Genomic DNA, 21,135 nt, shown 5'->3' with positions numbered 1-21,135 from the left:
ATCTCTGGTGCATCATTACTCAGCATTTTTATAAAGCGTAAGCAGCTGCGTGAAATCCGTAATAATCGCATCCGAACCCTTCAACTCGTCGTTTACGCCAAATCCGGCATAAGCGCAGCCGATAACCGTCTGTCCGTTCTTTTTACCCGCTTCCACATCAGAGGAACGGTCACCAACCATCCATACGTTCGAAATATCATGCTTGCTCAACAGAATTTCCAGTAAATTCACTTTGGAAAGCGTACTGTATTCCCCGGCGCTGTACAATCCTTCAAAAATGGGAACCATTTCATAGGCGGCGGCGATTCCCTTTACATAATCCTCCAGCCCGTTACTTGCTACAAACAATCGGACGCCCTGCTCATGAAGGGCCTGGAGTGTTTCTTTTACATGTGGATACAGCGCATGACTTCCGTTCTTCAATCCCTCTAGCTCCAGTTGAAGCAGCAACTCGTCCGCTCTTCTGTGGGCTGCCTCACTGGCCTCTGGCATTACTCTTCTCCAGATTTCATCCAGCAGCATGCCCAAACTATTCAAAATAAGCTCCTCGGGAGGAGTCTCTCCTTCATAAAGCCCTTCGGCGCGCAGCGTATCAAACAGCTTGTGGTACGCAGGAAGCAGCAGCGTCTCCGTTTGAAAAAGTGTACCATCCATATCAAATACCATAGCCTCAGGTTTCTTCAACACAGGTGCATTGTTCATGTAGTTATCAGTCATTCCTTTCCTATGTAGGTTTACAACTTCAACCCCTCTCATGATAAGCAATAAGAGAGGCTTGTGTAAACCTCATTGCGCATACCGTTAGCTCTTATGTTTTTTTAAAACAGTCCTAAAACAATGCAAACCACCCCACATACTCGTGTGTAAAGCATCAGGTGGAAGCTTGAGATCAGCACCGCTCCAATACGAAAATCCCGCCTGCTCTATCCACTGCTCCATCGCCGCAAGGTCAACCGTAGGGTAATCAAACGTCAACAAAAGCATCCCGTCATCCCGTAAAGTTCGATGAAATTCACGCAAGGCTACCAGCGATTCATCAGGTGCTAAATGCTCCAGCACCGAAATACATACAATTTTATCAAAACTGGCATCCTCATAGGGCAGAGCCGTCAGATTGGCATGTGCGGACTGGAGACGAACCGGTAAAATTTCCTGGATGCGCTCGGCGGCCTCCTCTCCGATATCCCGCCGTACCTCGGCCAAAATGGCATCCACGGAAATAATCCGTATATCCAGATCGCAAGCATAAACCTGAGCGCAGCGCCGAGCCAGCTCAAATTTGAATGGATGCGGGATACCACATGCGGCGTCCAGCACCGTATCCTGCCCAGACATAAATTGCAGACACCATTCATACTCATAGGGACGGCTCCACCAGGTTTGGGGTAGCCTATAGATTAGGCTGGAGGAGTTAGGATCAGAATATACAAAAAAACGGGAGAAATACGGATCAGCAGTGTTCATGGATCAGCCTCCTCTCGAAAGCTCAGATTGCTTTTGCCACACAGCACAGCTCATGACCCCGTTTCTCGCCTTGAAGTTTGGCCAGCAGCCCCATTCGTTCCGTAAGATCAAGCTCACCGTACAACGGATGGGCTTGTAGCAAGTCATCCAAGCCGGAAGAAAGCTGACGGGTGAACATCGCAATCGGACGCAGGCCGGACTTGGCCAGCAGCAGTGTCAGCGTATGCTCCGAATAATGATACAAATGATCTTCCTCCGTGAATAAAGGTGAACAAGCGCCGTAAGCCTCATTGGTAAACGAGTTTTTGTTGGGCACTGTCATATATAACGTCCCGTCAGGTTGAAGCTGTTCGCGTAAATCCGTCAAAAATGCAATCGGGTCGGCAATGTGCTCCAGCACATGCCAGCATGCAACGGCCTCGTATTGGTGACTCAAGGATAAATCAGTATCTTCCTCATTATTTTGCGCTTCATTGATTTCCTGGGTTTGAGCATCTTCTTCGATTTCACCGTTCCAGTAGCCTGGTATCAAATCTACATCATATTTGTCTTTGGCATAGGCACGTGAGTCAATAGAAGGCTCAATCCCTACAGCATTCCATCCACTTTGAAGGGCAGCATGGATAAATTCCCCGGTACCCGATCCGATCTCAAGCAATCTCCCTTTACCAGGACTGAACATTTCCAGCAGCATGAGCCCAAAAAGGGCATGATCCCCGTAGGTTGAAGCTGCAGCACTATCACGCATGGCAACCCAATTGACATTATAAATCTCTGCGATCAACTCCTCAGGCTGTATACGATCCACATCATTGCGGAAAACCAATCCACAGGAGCCGCATCCCATTAATGTAAAACGTTCATAGCGATGGAAAACACCCGTGTCGGATGAACCGCACAATTTGCACTTCATACCCAGCTCTGCTCCTTTTCCCTTCCCATAAAATACGTCCTTTATTTCATCCTTGATTTCTGGTTCGGGATCGGTAACAGCTTCAACACTGGCAACCTTGGCAACTTCCGTGATGATTTCGTGTTCGATATCTTCCTGTTCAGAGGCGGGTTCGTCCCCTACAATTTTGTTGTCTTGATCTACCCAGAGCGTAAGTCGGGGATTCGCGTCCAAGATCGATTCATATTGCTCTTTCCAGCCATAACGAGCATTCGGGTCCAGCAGCTGGTACCGTTCAAATTTAGCTGCGCGAATAGCAGGTGTATACCATCCCCAATGCTGGATGCGGTAATTGCTAATCTCGCTGGGAAGATCAAGCACATTATCAGGAAATCTTCCGCAGTGCAGGGCTTGCTCCTTCCATTTATAGGAGAACTCTTCCTTGTATCGAATTAGAAAAGGGCGGTAGTACCGATGGGCCTGCCAATAGTCATCATCACGATAATGTGTGGAAGACCACATATCATACAGCCTGAAGCAAATCGTATCGGCTTTCGTTCCTGCCAACAAAGAATGTACTCCTTGAGCAAATCGGGATTCGAACATTTCGTCAGCATCCATATTCAAAATCCATTCCGGGGAGGATGCCACAGTCTCTCTCCACTGCTGCTTCCGCAGTTCGACTTCATTAGTAAAGGAAGCTGTTTCATTACGGACCAAACGCAGTGGAATTCCCTTCAGCAGCTCCCGGCACAATTCACCGCTACCGTCATGACTGCCATCATCAATAATGACTGCTTCATCAATGTATTCACGATGACTTCGTAGCACATCTGCGAGCTTGCAATCCGCCTCATTGTATACCGTCATGCTCAGCGTCAGCTTGGGCTTGGAGGCAGCGGGTGTATGAAGCTCACTTTGACGTGGTCCGGAAAATGCTTGTGGCACAGCAAAAGAATCCGCAGTGTACTTGGCAAAGACAGCAGACTCACGGAGATGATCTGGTATAACGGGAGGTTCAGAGAATTTAGGAGCACTTGATGGAGTGGAACGATTGTAGGACAGAGAATAGTCAGGAGTATCCGGGTGTTCTGCATGATTTAAATAATACGGATGATCCGTACTTGCACTCGAAGTAAAATAATTTAAGGTCGATAGCAGTTGCTCTGCCTTGATCCGATCCGCTTCCCGGTACAGATGCATCGCCGGATAGTACGTATCTACAAAAAGTGGGAATCCATACGCAGCCGCCCGGATACAAAAATGCCGATCTTCCCCCCAAAAGGAAACGTTTTTAATTTTGCCAAAGTGAACACCCGCTACCAGCGCCCGTCTGCGAATTAAGGTGCAAGCTCCCAGACCGCCTACTTCATACAAGCCCGGGACATGCAACTGGTGTATAAAATGCAACTCGCGATGCGCTTGTTCCTCTGCCGATAATACCTCGCCTTCTTCACGGTGAAACAGATTATATTCGTCACTAAGCCATACCTGAGGCAACAGCGTCCCATTCGGCTGCCAACGTGTCCAGAAAATCTCGGATACGATATCCTTCTCCGTCTCTACCAGCCTGCACAAGGTACGGGAATGAAGAACCAGGTCTGAATCAACCAAAAATAGCGCGTCATAATGATGCTGCAGCGCGTAGTCAATGAGACGATTTTTAAAGCCAGCCACTTTCCAGACGAGAGCAGGCGGCCAATAGTGAGTGTGCTCATCGCTGCGGTTCTCTACTTGCTGCAAGCCTTTCAACAAGGGCAAAACCCGTCCTGGCAGCCGATTGGCAAAATCAACAAGCCACTGGCTTGAGATTGGATTGTCATTATCATCAACAAACAAATAATCCGGCAGTACGTCAGGGGCATCCAGTCGCTCCAATGCTTGAAGAAACAAAACCAAAGTTTCGGGCTTCTGATGGATCGGACTTCCGATTAGTATACGCATAATTCAACGCCTCCATCAGGCGGAAGCCTCATTATCCGTTTCCCTCCATGTCCTAGCGCATACCATAATTACGATCAAGCGATAAGGGAGTGAGCGTGATATGAACGGACTTTCACCTGGAAATATCAATGAAATGACATCAGTACAAAAATACAACCCTTACAGAGTGAAATGAATGGTCTATCCATGCCCTCCTCCCTGCATCAGACTTTGATCTTCTAATTTATTAGTGCGAGGATGAATTTATGATCATCGCATACCTTCACACGTTCTATGAAATTGTTACATAATGAGCGAGCTATCCCAATAAAATAGGGGGTATACCAAGTTTTTTGGGGAGAGACAAAGAGCATGGTAACTGTCAGCTTATGTATGATTGTCAAAAATGAAGAAGAAGCGCTTCACACCTGTCTGAAATCGGTCCATGATCTGGTAGATGAAATCATTATCGTCGATACGGGATCTACCGACCACACTCAGGAGGTGGCTGCATCGTTCAACGCACGGATATACCCTTTTGCATGGTGTGATGATTTTTCGGCAGCCCGCAACTATGCGTTTGATCAAGCCACACAGGATTATCAATTTTGGCTGGATGCTGACGACATATTGGAAGAAAAAGACCGGATATCCTTTCTTAACTGGAAAAAACAAGGAACCCTCTCCTATGACAGCATTACGATGGATTATGTGTTATCCGTAGATGAACAGGGACAGCCACTGCATAAGCTGAAAAGAAACCGGATTGTGCGCCGGGATCGTCAATTCAGATGGATCGGTTTTGTACACGAATTCCTGAATGTGACGGGCAGCATCATTCACAGCAATATGGCGGTGACCCACAAAAAAACACGCGCCTATAATGACCGTAATTTGCACATATACCTTAAGCACCGGGAACAGGGCACCGTATTTTCTGAACGAGATCACTATTACTTTGCTAATGAACTGTATGACAACGGACGGACGATAGAAGCCATCCAGCAATATGAACACTATCTGGGGCTGAACCAGGGATGGATTGAGGACCGGATTGCTGCTTGCTTTAAGCTTGCAGATTGCTACGGTCGCCAAGGTCAAAAGCAGGAGCAGCGGACGGCGCTGCTTCGCACACTTAACCTCGATGCACCGCGCGCCCAGTTCTGCTGTGCCTTTGGCAATTTGCTCATTGAAGACGAGCAGTATGAACAAGCCATTTATTGGTTCAGGCAGGCTACCCTGATTGAGCCTCCACAAGATGCAATGGCCTTAACCAATTCGTCGTACCACACCTGGCTGCCGCACTTGCAATTATGCCTGTGTTATGACCGAATCGGAGACATTGAAAAGGCAAAATTACATCATCGCATGGCCCAGTTACATCATCCTACTCATCCGAGTGTTTTATATAACGAGCAATATTTTGCGAAGCTGGAACAACAGGGATGAGGAAGACGAACACTTGGGAAGTTGTCTCTCTTAAATTCATACCAGTTAAAGGAAAAAGGCCACCTGCACTTGATGCTTGCAGATGGCCTTCCCTATTTTAATAATGTATCGGATGAGAAAACAAATAAAGCCAAAGCTGTTTCAAAAACTCCCTTAAAATACTTTCTTCCGGTCTCGTTCCCCCTTCAAAATTTCCACAGACTCGCGAAAACGGAGCGAATGGATTATTTCACGTTCACGCAAAAACTTCAAGCTATCCTGCAAATCCACATCGTCAGTCAGATCAATCAGCCACTGGTATGTAGCTCTTGCTTTTTCCTCTGCCGCAATGTCCTCATATAAATCCGCAATGGGGTCGCCTTTGGCTTGAATATAGGCCGCTGTAAAAGGAACCCCGCCCGCGTTTTCGTAAAATAATGCACGATCATGCGCCGCATAATGTTCGCCCAGACCGGCTGCCTTCAATTGCTCCACACTTGCATCCTTCGTCAGCTTGTAAATCATCGTGGCAATCATCTCAAGATGCGCAAATTCCTCTGTCCCGATGTCATTTAGTACACCGATGACCTTATCAGGAATGGTATAACGCTGATTCAAATACCGCAAAGCTGCGGCGAGCTCACCATCCGCTCCCCCATACTGCTCCATGAGCAACTTAGCCATGTGAGGGTCACATTTGCTAACACGCACGGGATACTGCAGCTTCTTCTCATATACCCACATTCATGTTCCTCCTTTAAAAAAGGTTGTACCTGCCTATACCTGCCACGGCCAAGGGGCTTGACTCCACTCCCAAGGATATTTGGAATAGGCACGGCCAAAATTTTGCAAAGGCCCATATAGAAGCTGGTATTCGTTAGCAATCACTGTTCTTTCCTGTGTGAGCTTGTTGAACTGTTCAATGGCCTGCAAATCATCCGGGTGCGTATCCAAATACAAATTAAGCTCTACCAACACAAAATCCACCGCTTGGAGCTTCTCCAACAGCGCATAAAACTGTGCATCCCCCGGTTTGGTTTGGGGCGTATAGCCCGGAGCCGGGTTTCTGCCTTGATCGTAGTCCTGTGTTTGACCCTGGTACTGGTTTTGGTTTTGGAACTGGTTTTGATATTGATACTGGTACGAATTTGAATAGGGACTATCATATTGATTCTGCTGTTGCTGTTGATACTGACTCTCTTGCTCGTTTTGCTGTTGAAACTGGTTGTTGGACTGACCCTGATTTGGATGCTCCATTCTACTCGCCTCCCCCCTGGTTTCTATTGGGATGATAAGGGCTGTAAAGCAAAGGCCATAGTGTTCCCTTCGTCAGCGCCTCTTCCGGGCGGAATTGGGGCAGACCGGGGGGCTGAAATTGCACAAACAAATTGGGCGGTAGCACAAAAGTCTTGCATAGAATGGGCGGACACGGATCGAACGGGCCGACAAACGGAGCATACTCACCTTGCTGGGGAAATTTCACGGGCCGGGACCTCCTTTGATTGATCCATCTGCTTTACTATTCAACATATGCCGCATCGCCCAAGTCTCGAACAAAAAAATTATAGATAAAAAAAGAACCTTCGAAACCACGTTAATGTGGAATCAAAGGCTCCTTGTCTATTCTTCTATAATAACTTACATACCTGAACTGACCGCACCTATCTATTGGGATCAGGATTCATCGGTAGAAAGCTCATCTTCAATCACAGGTTCAGGCTTGCGATGAATCTTAACCCGCATAATGCGAAGCCTGGTTGCTTCCTCCACTTCAAAGGTCAGATTATAAAACTCAATTTTCTTTCCCTTCACCGGGCTGCCTTCCAATTCCTTGAACAGCCAGCCTCCGATGGAATCCACCTCGTCATCTTCAATGTTCACACCGGTCAAATCATTGACATCCTCAATGAGCATACGGCCGTCCACAGAGATAAAGTTTTCCTTTATTTCCACGCTCGGACGTTCATCCTCAAACTCATCATAGAGGTCCCCGACGATTTCCTCCAATATTTCCTCAGCTGTCAGCAGTCCGGCTGTTCCGCCGTACTCATCCACCACGAGGGTCATTTGGGAATGCTTTTTCTGCATAAGACGGAGCACATGACTTACTTCCATAGACTCCGGTACATTTAAAATAGGACGAACAACCGAGGTCAGATCCAGTTGCTCCCCCTGCTCAGCTAGCAGAAGATCCGTAATATGAACAAAGCCAATAATCTGATCTTTGTCCTCGACCGCTACCGGGTAGCGAGAATGCTTGGTATCACTGATGATTTTCAGATTTTCCTTGAACGATAAGTTTGTGTACAAACAATCCATATCTGTACGGGGCAGCATAATTTCACGGGCAAGCAAGTCGGAAAAATCAAAAATATTATCCATCAGCTTGATTTCATCCTTATCAATAACCCCGCTTTTGGCGCTCTGATTCATCAATATCCGGATTTCTTCCTCCGAATGCGCCGCTTCGGCCTCACTTGCCGGCTGGATACCGAATGTTCGCAGCAATAAATTGGCAGCGGCATTCAACACCCAGATCACGGGCAGAAAAATCTTGTAGAAGAGCAGTAACGGAGCCGATAAAAATAACGCCACCCTTTCGGTTTTCTGAATGGCCAGAGACTTTGGAGCCAGCTCGCCCAATACAATATGCAAAAAGGTAATTACGCAAAATCCGACAACTATGGATACTGTTGTAATCAGTGTACCGTCGGTTACACCGAGTTTGTGCATGAGTGGCTCTATCAGGTAGCCGGATATTGCTGGCTCACCGATCCAGCCCAAGCCGAGTGAAGCCAGCGTAATGCCCAATTGGGTAGCGGACAGATAAGCATCCAGCTTTTGGTTCACCTTCAGCGCATAGCCTGCCAGGCGATGACCCTCGCTTTGGAGCTGCGTCAATCGGGATTGGCGCATTTTGACCAGCGAAAACTCTGCAGCCACAAATACACCGTTAAGAAAGACAAGCAGCAGTACCAAGAGGAGATTCACAACTAGCAATCCCCAATGAAACTCGGTATGACCTTCCAATACGAACTCCCCATTTCTTATAGTTGGCATTCAGCATCATTTGACTTGCAACCCTCATCGTGAATTCTCTATACGAATTAGAGCATTTGCAATCTAGATGGAATTGAAAGTCGCAAATAAGAACATGCAACATGCTTATAGTTGTAATGCTTTTCTTGATTTAAAATCTACTCCCTTGTAATACATGTCCGCCACAAGCAGATTCGGTCCACAGCAGGTAGCGGCATCACAATGACAATTAACGGTCTGGTTCAGCGGGTGCTCATTCAGCCATTCCCCGAAAATTTCGTCCAAACCTTGCTCCTGAATGTTGCCAAAAGCAGGAATGTCTGCGAAATCCGTCACATATACGCTACCCGTGAACATATTCACATTAACGCGGTTTCTACCGTCCGGGTCATTACGCACCGTAATATTCGGCTCCTGACGCAGGCGGCGAAGCAGCTTGCGATCCTCCTCCCGATCAGAACAAGCAAAGAACGGCAGGGTACCGAATAACATCCACATATCCTGATTACGCACATCCAGCAACTTATGAATAGCGCTGCGCATGTCGCCCAGTGAGAGCACAGGCAGGGCAGAGGCAAAATTCGATGCATACATCGGATGAACTTCATGCCGTCGGCATCCCATTTCATTAATTAACTGATGAATACCGTCCAGCTTCGTGTGAGTCCGATAATTAATCATGGATTCAGCTGAAATGAACATGCCCATCTCGCTTAATTTACGGGCATTCTCCACCATTTTCTCATAAAGGCGAACAGCACCCGCGCGAGGAGTCGGACGTCCGGTATTCGCAAAACCTACCTCATAAAAATCGTCGGCATTCAAATAATTAAATGATATATGCATGACATCCAAATAAGGAAGCATCTTCTCATATCGGCGGATATCCAATGTCAGGTTGGAGTTTATTTGTGAGCGAATGCCGCGCTCCTTGGCATATTTCAGCAACGGTACGATCACTTCATCAACCGTTTTATCGAGCAAAGCAGGTTCTCCGCCTGTAATACTGATCGTCTCCAGATGCTCAACCTCATCCAGCCGCTTCAGCATCAGATCTAACGGTAGAAAAGGAGCCTCCTTCATGACCAGCATATCGCCAACAGCGCAATGCTCACAGCGCATATTGCACAGATGCGTCACAGTCATTTCCACACTTGTCAGCAAATGACGACCATGTGTACGCAGTGAGACAATTGGGTCCCACGGGTCGTATGATGGCGATATTGGGGGAAATATATTGTTTTGTAGAACTGTCATTATGTTTTCACCTTATTTCTGTTATTAACCTCAAAAGACATATAAATATCATATCATGACCTGTAAAGCGTCTGCATGCTTTCTACAACGCCTTCTGCTAATCCACACGTACTTCTCCGAAAGGGACAGCGGCCGCCCCCAGTGTGTTCGTAATCATAACCGAAAGGGATACGGACAAATCCACATCGTAAGGTGCTTTCAGCTCCTGCCCGTCCCGGTCTCTCACAATGCGAATAACAGGCCTTTGCGGAATTTTGGGGTGTATACGTACAACAACCCCTTCCTCCCCTGTATTGAGCACTACAGAGAGCCCCAGAGGGTAAATCGCTACACAGTCACGGAAGGCTTCCAGCATCCGCTGCTCATACAGCGTACCTGCACCCGCGTACAGCACCTCCATTGCTTCATAAGGCAACAACGCCTGCTTATATATCCGACTTGCTGTCATTGCGTCGTATGAATCTACCAAACCGATCCATTTTGCATATTCGTGGATTTGATCCTTCTTCCAAGCGTTCGGATATCCGCTACCGTCGATACGCTCATGATGCTGCAATGCACAGTGAGCTGACAATAAAGGAATCCCAGGTTCATCTTTAAGCAGCCTGTAGCCAATCACCGTGTGTGTTTTCATATGCTCGTATTCCTCGTCCGTCAATTTGCCTGGCTTATAAAGCACCTGAGGTGAAATTTTCATTTTTCCAATATCGTGCAGTAATGAACCTATTCCCAACTCCATAAGCTGGTTGTGATCGTAGCCATTGGCTATTCCCAGTACAAGCGTATACAGACATACGTTTAATGAATGATGATACAAATCCTGGTCCGCTGCTCCAATATCCATCAACATAATGACGGCATCCTGGCTGCTTCCGATATCATCCAGAATGGACTCCATCACCTTATAAAAGGACTTTCCAAAATATTTGTTCTTATGATCTACGGAATAGGATGACAGACCCTGAAACTGCTTTTTGATCTCCTGTAGCGCCGCTGCCCTTGTCTGTTCATGAATCATTTCAGGAATCACGATATCTTCGGTTACCGCATCCTCAATGTATACATATCCAATACCGACTTGGCCTAGACGTTCAATCAATCGCTGAGTAAGCTCAACACCTTCCGAGAGCAACACCATTCCGTTTTCATTGTATATTTTTTTGCCCAGCTTCATGCCGGCTCTCAATAATGTTACAGGTACCAGTCGCAGCTTAATCCTCTCCCGATTGTTTTGATACCTGAAGCCACCTAGCTGCAAAACACTCTTCCATCGCGCCCGGACGCTTCAACTCCATTTCAATCAAATCCCGTAAAAATTCTGGAAGCATAAATCGGAGCTCCATTCCGTTCGCAAGCACCTCATAACCTGCTCTGAAAGTGAACATATCCAGTGTACCTACTGTATATTCCTCATCCTCTACCAATACATGACCCGCAACGCGAATACGTGTGACTTTATCATAAGGAGCGCGATCCGGGTCATACTGTATCTCCAAACCCTCCACACACATCGTGCCAAGCACTTTACCTCTGAAGCCAAATCCCATCATTGGCTTGTCCGCAAATTCAGGCAATAAAGACTGCTCCAATGCCAGCCGAATGTCCCTTCCCCGCAACTTCATAACACAGGCATTAATCGGCGATGGGCATAAGGAATGAAGCATTCCTTTGCTGATATCCCCTTGCGGTAACGGGCCGAGCAGTTGCCCCGCATTAACCAGCGCAATGGCTGTACCTGTAAAATGTGATACCGATTGTGCCAGCAAATTCCCGAAAGGGGACTCCTGATCGTATGCAATCCCCAGTTCCCGATCCGTTACGGCTACTATACTCTCCAAAGCACGCTCTGCATGTCTGCGATGCAACATGATGGCCGAGGCTACTTTTTCATCCAGAAGCGTGGGATCTACAGGAACTACGCTGCCTGACGCAACTCGAAACGGCTCATGATTCCCGCTACGTGTTAGTGTCACCTTACCCAGCAGTGTCCCGAACTTCCCTGCCCCACACAAAGCGGTGTTCCCTATCCAAAGCGGCTTCTCCAGCACATGATGGGTGTGGCCTCCGAGAATAACATCAATCTCCGGAAATTGTGATGCTAACTTCTCATCGGAAGGCAAACCCAAATGAGACATCACAACCAAAATATCAACCTGCTTTCTCAGTGCTGCAATCTGCTCACCCAGCACCTCAAACGGATCGAGAGCATTCCAGCCGAGCAATTGATAAAACTCTGTAAAAGGGGCCGTCAAGCCAAGCAAACCAACCTTGATCCCTGCTTTGTCCAAAATCAGAGATTCCTTCATCCACGAAGGTCTTGCCCCCGTCGCACTATCTATCATATTGCCACATACAACCGGGCAGTGAATCCCCGCATAGGCCTGTTCAATAATATCCGGGGGAAAAGTCAGACCTTCATTGTTACCTATCGTAATCGCATCATATCCTGTTAGATTGATCACATCCACATTTGCGCCACCCAGCGTTCCTTCCGTTTCGGGGGCCATCCGATCCATGTGGTCTCCTATATCCAGTACAAGCAGCGCATCGCCTAATATGCCTCTCTGCTCATCAATCATTGCGGCTATCGAAGGCATGCTGCCAAAACGACTATGTATATCATTCGTATGCAAAATGGTCAACGTTTGCTGAGTCGTCATCTCCATAACCGCCCTCCTTCTTTATATATCGACTTTGAAGCTTCTAATGTTTAAGCATACCATTTTCTTTACCATTATGGTACATATGAGAAAGGGAAAACCTCCCCAACGATTCGGCTCTACTACAGGCTCAAATCATAAACACATTGAAAAAGCATTAACACTAGCTTCCGTATGTATCTGAGGTGAAAGGGTTCCTCGTACCTATTTTACAACTCGGATTAATAGTAAATTAGTCGTTGTCATCCCATATAATTCTTGATATATTAGGGTTGTTTCGTATTTTCGACACATTTTCGACAATAAGGAGGTTAGCACATGAGAGTTCACGTTACCGATGCCAAGCCAGGAGATCGCCTCAAATCCGATACATACAACGGGCACGGTGTACCTGTCTTGGTTCAGGGCACCGAGCTTCAGCATGAAGATATCTCCAAGCTTATCATGCACGGTGTCGACTATATTGACATTGATACTGGTTCGACGAGCGTTCCGGTTGACTTTGCCCCCGATGTCCCAACTTCCCCCGAATCCCTCAGACGCGCCGTCCCCCTCATGGAGCAGACCATCAGTGGCTTTGAGAGCATGTTTCTCGAAGCTTCCGCAACTGGCAAATTTGATGAATCTCGAGTTGATGAGCTATTCGGCCCCCTTGTTTCAGAGCTGACTCGTCAAAAAGATGTCGTATCTATGCTTTTAATTATGGAACGGGGAGACCAGTATACGTATAATCACTCTCTCCAGGTAGGTGTACTCTCATATTACATTGCCACATGGCTTGGATATACAGAGGAAGAGGCTTATGCCGCAGGTAAAGCCGGATATTTACACGATATAGGCAAGTCCATGATACCAAATGAAATTTTGAATAAGCCTGATAAATTAACGCCAGAAGAATTTCACGAAATGAAAAAGCACTCCCAATATGGCTTTGATATCATTCGTAATTCGACCAGTGATGAAATTTCAGCAATCGTCGCCCTGCAGCATCACGAGCGTGAAGATGGAAGCGGGTATCCCCGTGGACTCTTTAAGGAAGAGATTCATCCTTTCGCCAGCATAACGGCCATTGCCGACGTGTATAGCGCTATGATTTCCAATCGTGTGTATCAAACAAAACAAGAGCTGCTTGCCGTGTTACGCGAGCTGCATAGCATGAGCTTTGGACACCTGAACCCCGAAGCTACCCAGGTCTTCATTCGACACATGCTTCCCAATTTTATTAATAAGCAGGTCCTTCTAACCACAGGTCAGACAGGGACGATTATTCTGAATAATCCAGTTGATTATTTCAGACCTTTGGTGAAGATTAGCGATAATGAGTATGTAGATTTGTCCAAGGAACGCCATGTATCCATTGATGAAGTTTATCTGGAATCCTGATCTGCAACTGCTGCCCGGCGTTACTTCGGTAGAACGAAATGGTTTACCGAAAGCACAGGCTACACGAATAAAAAGAGGTTGTCCTTGATCCGTAGGATTTTCCTACAAAGGACAGCCTCTTCGTACGCTTAAATCTAATTATTAAGAGCCATCAAAACAATAAAAGCACGCTTCTACTATATAGAATATGCTCGACATCTACATTTGTACATTAAATAAGAGGTGACTGAATCAATGTTGCAAAATTAAACTGGTGTACATGACCATCATTTAATGTAGTTTGACCTGTAACAAAATGTACGTGCTTGCCATTTCCGACTGGAATAGCCGGTCCTGTTCTAATCTTTTTCAGATTATGAAAATGGTTCAAGAAATCAGTTTTCGTAAGATCAATTTCATGGACATGACTTCTTCCTAATCGAATCGCTTGCCCAGTAACACCTGCAAAGCGATGGTTATGTCGGTCTGCGCCTTCTTCAGCCAGTTTGGTACTACCTTCAAATTCATGTACATGCCTCTGTGTCTGTTGAGAAGAGAGAGTTTTCTTCTTTACTGCAGTTTTCTTCTTTACTGCAGTTTTCTTCTTCTGCATCCATTGTGTGCCTCCTTAAGTTTATGTCGCTCACAAACATCCTATTAAGCAAACATATTTAAGTGCTAGGCAATCATCCACAGTCTCAACAATAAAATTTTAATGCTGCCTCCCCGTTTTAAACAAACCGAATCATAGCCCGTTCCTTTCTAATTTTCACGATTCAACTGCTGACACATATGTAAACATTACAGAAAAATAAAAGGAGACGAACTTAAAAAGTTCGTCTCCTATCTAGCAGGAAATCCGAGTCGGCACAAAATCGGCACCACTCGGATTTAACTCCTTTAGAGTATCTTAAAAAACCTTGTCGTATCAAGGGGTGCTGCGCCTTATCCGATGGAACCTTCCATCTCAAACTTGATCAAACGGTTCATTTCTACCGCATACTCCATCGGCAGCTCTTTGGTGAACGGCTCGATAAAGCCCATAACGATCATTTGAGTCGCTTCTGCTTCCGTCAAACCACGGCTCATCAGATAGAACAACTGATCTTCCGATACTTTGGAAACCGTTGCTTCGTGCTCAAGCGTAATGTCATCATTCATGATTTCATTATAAGGAATGGTGTCGGAGGTTGACTGGTTATCCAAAATCAACGTATCACACTTGATATTTGATTTTGCACCTTGAGCCTGACGACCGAATGAAGCCAATCCGCGATACGTAACTTTACCGCCATGTTTACTGATCGACTTGGATACAATGGTAGATGTGGTATCTGGCGCCAAGTGGATCATTTTCGCCCCTGCATCCTGATGCTGGCCTTTACCTGCAACTGCGATGGACAAGACCATACCTTTGGCTCCGCGGCCTTTCAGGACAACAGCGGGATACTTCATCGTCAGCTTGGAACCGATGTTGCCATCGACCCATTCCATCGTTGCATTTTCTTCTGCAACTGCACGTTTAGTTACCAGGTTGTAGATATTTGGCGCCCAGTTCTGAATCGTTGTATAACGAACGCGTGCGTTCTTCTTACAAATGATTTCCACCACGGCGCTATGCAGCGAGTTCGTGCTGTAAATCGGAGCCGTACAGCCTTCTACATAGTGCACAAAGCTGTCTTCATCGGCAATAATGAGCGTACGCTCAAATTGTCCCATGTTTTCCGAGTTAATGCGGAAGTAAGCCTGCAATGGAACTTCACATTTTACACCTTTAGGTACGTAGATAAAGCTACCACCTGACCATACCGCACTGTTCAGTGCTGCAAACTTGTTGTCCGCAGGAGGTACAACGGTCGCAAAGTACTCCTTCAGAATCTCAGGGTGCTCACGCAGCGCTGTATCGGTGTCCATGAAAATAACGCCCTGCTCTTCCAGTTCCTTTTGCATACTGTGGTAGACAACCTCGGACTCATACTGTGCAGATACACCAGCCAAAAACTTTTGCTCCGCTTCGGGAATCCCCAGTTTATCAAAAGTTTCCTTAATTTCCGTAGGAACCTCTTCCCACGTTTTTCCTTGTTTCTCGGAAGGTCTTACATAGTACTGGATATCGTTGAAATCCAGCTCATCCATATCTCCGCCCCAGGTTGGCATTGGCATTTTTTCAAACTGTTTCAATGCTTTCAGGCGGAACTCCAACATCCAATCCGGTTCACCTTTAATTTTGGAGATTTCCTTTACAATTTCCGGAGTGAGACCCTTACCTGTTTGGAAAATGGACTTGTGCTCATCACGAAAGCCATATTTATACTCTTCCATTTCCGGTGCTTTCTTGGCCATGTTTCTCAAACCTCCTCTATCCTAGTTATATTATTTATCTTCATCAATTCCTTTGCGCAGCGCATTCCAAGCCAGGGTTGCACATTTAATGCGAGCCGGGAACTTATTAACGCCGGACAAAGCTTCCAGTTCTTCATAATCGTCGAATTCTACGGCTTCCCCCTTCATCAGAGAAGAGAAACGACTCGCCATATCCAGTGCCTGATCAATCGTTTTTCCTTTGACCGCTTCCGTCATCATCGAAGCAGAGGACATACTAATCGAGCAGCCTTCGCCTGTAAAACGAGCATCTTCAACCATGCCGTCCTTCGTTTTAAGCTGAAGGGAAATCCGGTCACCGCACGTTGGATTGTTCAAATCCACCGTGACCGCATCATCCTCAAAACGACCGCGATTCCGCGGATTTTTATAATGATCCATAATCACGCGTCGGTACAAGTCATCAAGTTGCATCGCCAAAATACTCCTTTGTTTGGATTAAGGCGCTGACCAAAGCGTCGACATCTGCTTCCGTGTTATAAAGGTAAAAACTGGCTCGTGCGGTTGCACTGGCTTTCAACCAGCGCATCAATGGCTGGCAGCAATGATGGCCTGCACGTACTGCCACCCCTTTGCTATCCAGTACGGTAGCTACATCATGCGGATGCACATCATCCAAATTGAACGTTACGAGTCCCACATGACGATCTGCCGGGCCATAAATCTTCAGACCCTCCACTTCACGAAGCCGCCCGAGAGCATAGTTGACCAGACGTTTTTCATGCTGTGCGATTGCATCCAGACCGATGCTTTCCAGAAAATCAATAGCCGCTCCCAAGCCGACAGCTCCAGCGATAATCGGGGTTCCACCTTCGAATTTCCAAGGCAGCTCCTTCCATGTGGATTCATACAATCCCACATCGTCGATCATTTCCCCGCCGAACTCAATCGGCTCCATGTTTTCCAACAGTGCCTTCTTGCCGTACAACGCTCCAATCCCTGTAGGAGCACACATTTTATGACCCGAGAAAGCATAGAAGTCAGCATCTATGTCCTGCACGTCTACTTTCATATGCGGCACGCTTTGTGCACCATCGACGACGATAATTGCGCCTTTGCGATGAGCAATAGCAGCAATCTCTTTGACAGGATTCACAACGCCAAGCACATTGGAGACATGCGCAATGGCTACAATTTTGGTGTTTTCTGTAATGGTATTTTCCACGTCAGCAAGATCAACACTGCCATCCTCTTGAAGCGGAATATATTTTAAAGTCGCACCTGTGGCTTTGGCTACCTGCTGCCATGGAATCAGATTACTGTGATGCTCCATCGTAGTGATGACAATTTCATCACTCGTTTGGCAGTTGGCCCTGCCATAGGAAGAAGCCACCAGATTCAGCGCTGTTGTTGTTCCTCTTGTGAAAATAATTTCCTGGCTGCGCTTCGCATTCAGAAAACGGGCTACCTTCTCACGTGCACCTTCATAAGCATCCGTAGCACGGCTGCCCAGCGTATGCACACCGCGGTGAACATTTGAATTGTCATATTCGTAGTAGTGCTTGATCGCCTCGATGACCGCCAACGGCTTTTGCGAAGTGGCCGCATTATCCAAATAAACCAGCGGATGACCGTTAATCTCCTGATGTAAAATCGGGAATTGTTCACGAATCAATGCAGTATTCATTGGCCCAACTTCCTTTCAACAAGGCTTTGCAGCTGCTGTTGAAGGCCTTCGAGCGGAATTTCAGATACGACTGGCGCGAGGAAGCCATAAATAATCAGACGTTCGGCTTCTGCACGACTAATCCCGCGGGACATCAAGTAATATACTTGTTCGCGGTTAACCTGACCGACCGATGCTGCGTGACCTGCTGTTACATCATCCTCATCAATCAACAGGATTGGGTTAGCGTCGCCACGCGCTTTCGGACTAAGCATCAGAACACGTTCTGTTTGCTGGCCGTCTGCTTTAGTAGCACCTTTTTCGATTTTTGTAATTCCGTTAATAATGGAAGACGCTTCTTCACGCATAACTGCGCGTGTAATCATCTGGCTCGCAGAATTTTTGCCAAAATGCTGCGCTTGTGTCGTATAGTTCAGCTTTTGTGAGCCAGAACCTACAGCAATGACCTTGGCATCCGAGTTGGAGCCATTGCCTTTGAGTACAGACATGGTATTGCTCGCTGTGTTGCCGTTGTTCATTTCGCCCACAATCCATTCGATAGCGGCATCATTGCCCAATGTAGCACGACGAATAGAAATATCTGTTACTTGTTCCCCTAGCTGGTGAACCGTTGCATAACGAACTTTGGCTCCTGCATTCGCAACCACTTCTACTGCACCGTTATGAATAACAGGTGCCGTCAAATCTGCAGATACATAGTTGTCTACATAGGTTACAGAGCTATGGGTTTCGGCAATGAGCAGTACATGCGGCGCGAACGTCGCTGTCGCATCATCCGTCAGGAAAACAGCCTGAAGCGGAACGTTCAGCTCTACGTTTTTAGGCACATAAGCAAATACTCCACCGTTCCAGAGTGCTGCATGCAATGCAGACAATGAATTTTCCTCAGCCTTAACAACTGTGTTGAGGTGCGCTTTAACCAAATCACCATGTTCCTTAACCGCTGTTTGTAAATCCGTGAAAATGACACCTTGTGCTGCCAGTTCCTCGTTCAGCTTTACGTATATCGCGCCGGAGTTGCGCTGAATGATCAGACCGCCCTCCTGCTGTTCTTTTACCAGATTAGCAATAGCTGAGGGAACCTTCCCCAGCGATGCAATCGCCTCACTGTTTTTATGTTGTCCGTAATCGTTCAAATTCCAACGTTCGATTTTGGTTTTTTCAAATACCGGAAGCTCCAGTTTGCCTGCAAGCTCAAGTGCTTTTTGTCTGTCTTCGGTCAGCCAAGACGGCTCGCCATTACGTTCAGACAGAACACGCAGTTGCTCGGAATCTACCGGAAGGATTGTTTGTGTACTCATCAGTTTTCCTCCTCGCTTCCGGCTTACGCCTCTTGTCCTACAGTTTCGTCAACGATGCCCAGCTCTTCCTTGATCCAATCGTAGCCATCTGCTTCCAGACGTTCAGCCAGCTCAGGACCACCGGATTTAACGATACGTCCTTGCATCATAACGTGCACATAATCAGGCTTAATATAGTTCAACAGACGTTGGTAGTGGGTAATCACGAGAAAACCACGGTCCTCAGAACGCATAGCGTTCACACCGTTAGCCACGATTCTCAAAGCATCAATATCAAGACCGGAGTCGATTTCGTCAAGAATGACAATTTTCGGATCAATCATCATCATTTGCAGAATTTCATTCCGTTTTTTCTCACCACCGGAAAAGCCTTCGTTCAGATAACGGTGAGCAAACTCAGGATTCATTTCAAGCTCCTTCATTTTGCTTTCCATTTGACGGATAAACTTGATCAGAGAGATTTCTTGTCCTTCTTCACGGCGTGCATTAATGGCACTGCGTAAAAAGTCGGAATTCGTTACCCCTGCAATTTCGCTCGGATACTGCATCGCCAGGAACAATCCCGCGCGTGCGCGCTCATCCACTTCCATGTCCAGCACGTCTTCTCCATCCAAAGTTACGTTGCCCTCTGTGACTTCATATTTAGGATGACCCATCAAAGCAGAAGCCAATGTACTTTTACCTGTACCGTTAGGACCCATGATCGCGTGGATTTCTCCACCTTTCATTTCGAGGTTAATACCTTTCAAAATTTCCTTGCCTTCAATGGTCGCTTTGAGACCTTCAATCTTAAAGTTTGTAGCCATATTCGGAATACCCTCCAAAATTTGTAGTGTGGTGTCGAAATCAGAAAGTATATCTAAACAGGGGAGCCCCCTGATTTCAAGCAGAACAATAGTTAAAAATTTATTTATAATCATTCTAAACTGATTCTCAATGATTCTCAAGCTATTTTATAATAAATAGCTTTAAGGGTGCAACCAACAGACGCACGTTATTCGCCTTTCTTCATAAAATGTTCATTCTATCCTGCACACAAATAGCCAAATACATCCTCCAGATTCATTATACACTTATATTTTTGCTCAACTTGAAGGTGTAGGATTTCTTTTTTAGCCATAAAAACGCTACTGACAGCATGACGTCAGTAGCGTTTTTAAATGTAAAGGGTTTATTACAAAGCAGCCCATCTGTATGGGGTGCTATTAAACTGTCCGAATTGACATTTTGCTGAAGTTCCTTCTGATTTACCCCAGATAGGAACGCAGCATCCACATATGTTTTTCCAGATCCGCTTTATAGCCGATCAGCAAATCTGCGGTAGGTTGATCGGAGGTGCTTTCTGCAAGCTCAATACCTTCCTGAAACTCTTCGCATACAGTTGCAAAATCCTCGATCAGCGTTTGTACCATTTTCGGAGCATCTTCACTGCCGGTTGCCTCGTGAATCGAGGACAGCTCCAGATATTCCTTTAACGTTGCGGAAGGAGAACCCTTCAATGCGAGCAGACGCTCGGCGATCTCGTCCATTTTCAATGTAATTTCATTGTAAAGCTCTTCAAACTTAACATGAAGAGTGTAAAAACTGGAGCCTTTCACATACCAGTGATAGTTATGAATTTTCACATATAACACATTCAGGTTAGCGACTTGACGGTTTAAAAGTTCCTCCACCGAATTGGTTTGCGTATTTTTCGAGTTACTTGTTGTTTTAGCCATCATAAATCCCTTCCTTTTTTATTAAATTGACATTCATAAACGATCTTTATCCACCGCCATGCTGACGGAGAGACACCAGCGG

At 46.3% G+C, this 21,135-nt stretch carries 19 protein-coding genes; 2 read left to right on the top strand and 17 right to left on the bottom strand.

Annotated elements, in window-relative coordinates; translation table 11 throughout:
* Window positions 1-15: 15 nt before the first annotated feature.
* From GCU48_RS19345 to GCU48_RS19335, 3 genes are all read right to left on the bottom strand, one after another.
* A complete protein-coding gene (locus tag GCU48_RS19345) occupies window positions 16-717 on the bottom strand; it encodes an HAD family hydrolase (protein ID WP_025717655.1) in 702 nt (233 codons plus the stop codon).
* Window positions 718-801: 84 nt separating this feature from the next.
* Window positions 802-1,464, bottom strand: a complete 663-nt coding sequence (locus GCU48_RS19340) for a class I SAM-dependent methyltransferase (RefSeq protein ID WP_152381137.1) — start codon at window positions 1,462-1,464, stop codon at window positions 802-804.
* Between the two features lie 22 nt (window positions 1,465-1,486).
* Window positions 1,487-4,300, bottom strand: coding sequence for a methyltransferase domain-containing protein (locus tag GCU48_RS19335; protein WP_152381136.1), 2,814 nt, complete (start codon window positions 4,298-4,300; stop codon window positions 1,487-1,489).
* 351 nt (window positions 4,301-4,651) lie between these two features.
* Between GCU48_RS19335 and GCU48_RS19330 the strand changes: the two genes are divergently transcribed.
* Window positions 4,652-5,728, top strand: a complete 1,077-nt coding sequence (locus GCU48_RS19330) for a glycosyltransferase (protein ID WP_152381135.1) — start codon at window positions 4,652-4,654, stop codon at window positions 5,726-5,728.
* 153 nt (window positions 5,729-5,881) lie between these two features.
* On the opposite strand, the gene GCU48_RS19325 is transcribed toward GCU48_RS19330, so the two are convergent.
* From GCU48_RS19325 to GCU48_RS19295, 7 genes are all read right to left on the bottom strand, one after another.
* Window positions 5,882-6,451 (bottom strand): manganese catalase family protein, encoded by a 570-nt coding sequence (locus GCU48_RS19325; protein WP_025717659.1) that lies wholly within the window; start codon window positions 6,449-6,451, stop codon window positions 5,882-5,884.
* Window positions 6,452-6,484: 33 nt separating this feature from the next.
* Entirely contained in the window at window positions 6,485-6,964 is a 480-nt protein-coding gene (locus GCU48_RS28670) for a spore coat protein CotJB (RefSeq protein ID WP_280116408.1), read from the bottom strand.
* 1 nt (window position 6,965) lies between these two features.
* Complete coding sequence (locus tag GCU48_RS19315; protein WP_025717661.1) at window positions 6,966-7,190, bottom strand: spore coat associated protein CotJA; 225 nt, start codon at window positions 7,188-7,190, stop codon at window positions 6,966-6,968.
* Window positions 7,191-7,381: 191 nt separating this feature from the next.
* Window positions 7,382-8,737: a hemolysin family protein gene (locus GCU48_RS19310; protein WP_152381134.1), complete on the bottom strand. Its 1,356-nt coding sequence runs from the start codon at window positions 8,735-8,737 to the stop codon at window positions 7,382-7,384.
* Window positions 8,738-8,872: 135 nt separating this feature from the next.
* Window positions 8,873-10,003 carry a radical SAM/CxCxxxxC motif protein YfkAB gene (gene yfkAB / locus GCU48_RS19305; RefSeq protein ID WP_152381133.1) on the bottom strand — a complete coding sequence of 377 codons (1,131 nt, stop codon included), beginning with the start codon at window positions 10,001-10,003 and terminating at the stop codon, window positions 8,873-8,875.
* 97 nt (window positions 10,004-10,100) lie between these two features.
* On the bottom strand, window positions 10,101-11,261 hold the full coding sequence (locus tag GCU48_RS19300) for an HD-GYP domain-containing protein (RefSeq protein WP_152381132.1): 1,161 nt from the start codon (window positions 11,259-11,261) through the stop codon (window positions 10,101-10,103).
* Entirely contained in the window at window positions 11,215-12,669 is a 1,455-nt protein-coding gene (locus GCU48_RS19295) for a bifunctional metallophosphatase/5'-nucleotidase (RefSeq protein WP_152381131.1), read from the bottom strand. Before GCU48_RS19295 ends, GCU48_RS19300 begins: the two co-directional genes overlap by 47 nt.
* A gap of 312 nt (window positions 12,670-12,981) precedes the next feature.
* Between GCU48_RS19295 and GCU48_RS19290 the strand changes: the two genes are divergently transcribed.
* Window positions 12,982-14,046 carry an HD-GYP domain-containing protein gene (locus GCU48_RS19290; protein WP_025717666.1) on the top strand — a complete coding sequence of 355 codons (1,065 nt, stop codon included), beginning with the start codon at window positions 12,982-12,984 and terminating at the stop codon, window positions 14,044-14,046.
* 211 nt (window positions 14,047-14,257) lie between these two features.
* Here GCU48_RS19290 and GCU48_RS19285 read toward each other — a convergent pair whose 3' ends face one another.
* From GCU48_RS19285 to GCU48_RS19255, 7 genes are all read right to left on the bottom strand, one after another.
* Window positions 14,258-14,638 (bottom strand): YmaF family protein, encoded by a 381-nt coding sequence (locus GCU48_RS19285; RefSeq protein WP_152381130.1) that lies wholly within the window; start codon window positions 14,636-14,638, stop codon window positions 14,258-14,260.
* 332 nt (window positions 14,639-14,970) lie between these two features.
* Window positions 14,971-16,368 (bottom strand): Fe-S cluster assembly protein SufB, encoded by a 1,398-nt coding sequence (gene sufB / locus GCU48_RS19280; RefSeq protein WP_025717668.1) that lies wholly within the window; start codon window positions 16,366-16,368, stop codon window positions 14,971-14,973.
* Between the two features lie 30 nt (window positions 16,369-16,398).
* Window positions 16,399-16,821 (bottom strand): Fe-S cluster assembly sulfur transfer protein SufU, encoded by a 423-nt coding sequence (sufU, locus tag GCU48_RS19275; RefSeq protein ID WP_152381129.1) that lies wholly within the window; start codon window positions 16,819-16,821, stop codon window positions 16,399-16,401.
* On the bottom strand, window positions 16,811-18,034 hold the full coding sequence (locus tag GCU48_RS19270; protein WP_152381128.1) for a cysteine desulfurase: 1,224 nt from the start codon (window positions 18,032-18,034) through the stop codon (window positions 16,811-16,813). Before GCU48_RS19270 ends, sufU begins: the two co-directional genes overlap by 11 nt.
* A complete protein-coding gene (gene sufD, locus GCU48_RS19265; protein WP_152381127.1) occupies window positions 18,031-19,335 on the bottom strand; it encodes a Fe-S cluster assembly protein SufD in 1,305 nt (434 codons plus the stop codon). The genes GCU48_RS19270 and sufD overlap by 4 nt, the downstream gene beginning before the upstream one ends.
* 23 nt (window positions 19,336-19,358) lie before the next feature.
* Complete coding sequence (gene sufC, locus GCU48_RS19260; protein ID WP_007429648.1) at window positions 19,359-20,141, bottom strand: Fe-S cluster assembly ATPase SufC; 783 nt, start codon at window positions 20,139-20,141, stop codon at window positions 19,359-19,361.
* A 441-nt stretch (window positions 20,142-20,582) separates the two neighbouring features.
* Window positions 20,583-21,053, bottom strand: a complete 471-nt coding sequence (locus tag GCU48_RS19255) for a Dps family protein (RefSeq protein ID WP_152382210.1) — start codon at window positions 21,051-21,053, stop codon at window positions 20,583-20,585.
* Between the last annotated feature and the right edge of the window lie 82 nt (window positions 21,054-21,135).

Origin of the sequence: Paenibacillus brasilensis (genome assembly GCF_009363115.1) — a bacterium.
Taxonomy (GTDB): domain Bacteria; phylum Bacillota; class Bacilli; order Paenibacillales; family Paenibacillaceae; genus Paenibacillus; species Paenibacillus brasilensis.
This window is presented reverse-complemented; position numbering and strand designations above follow the sequence as displayed.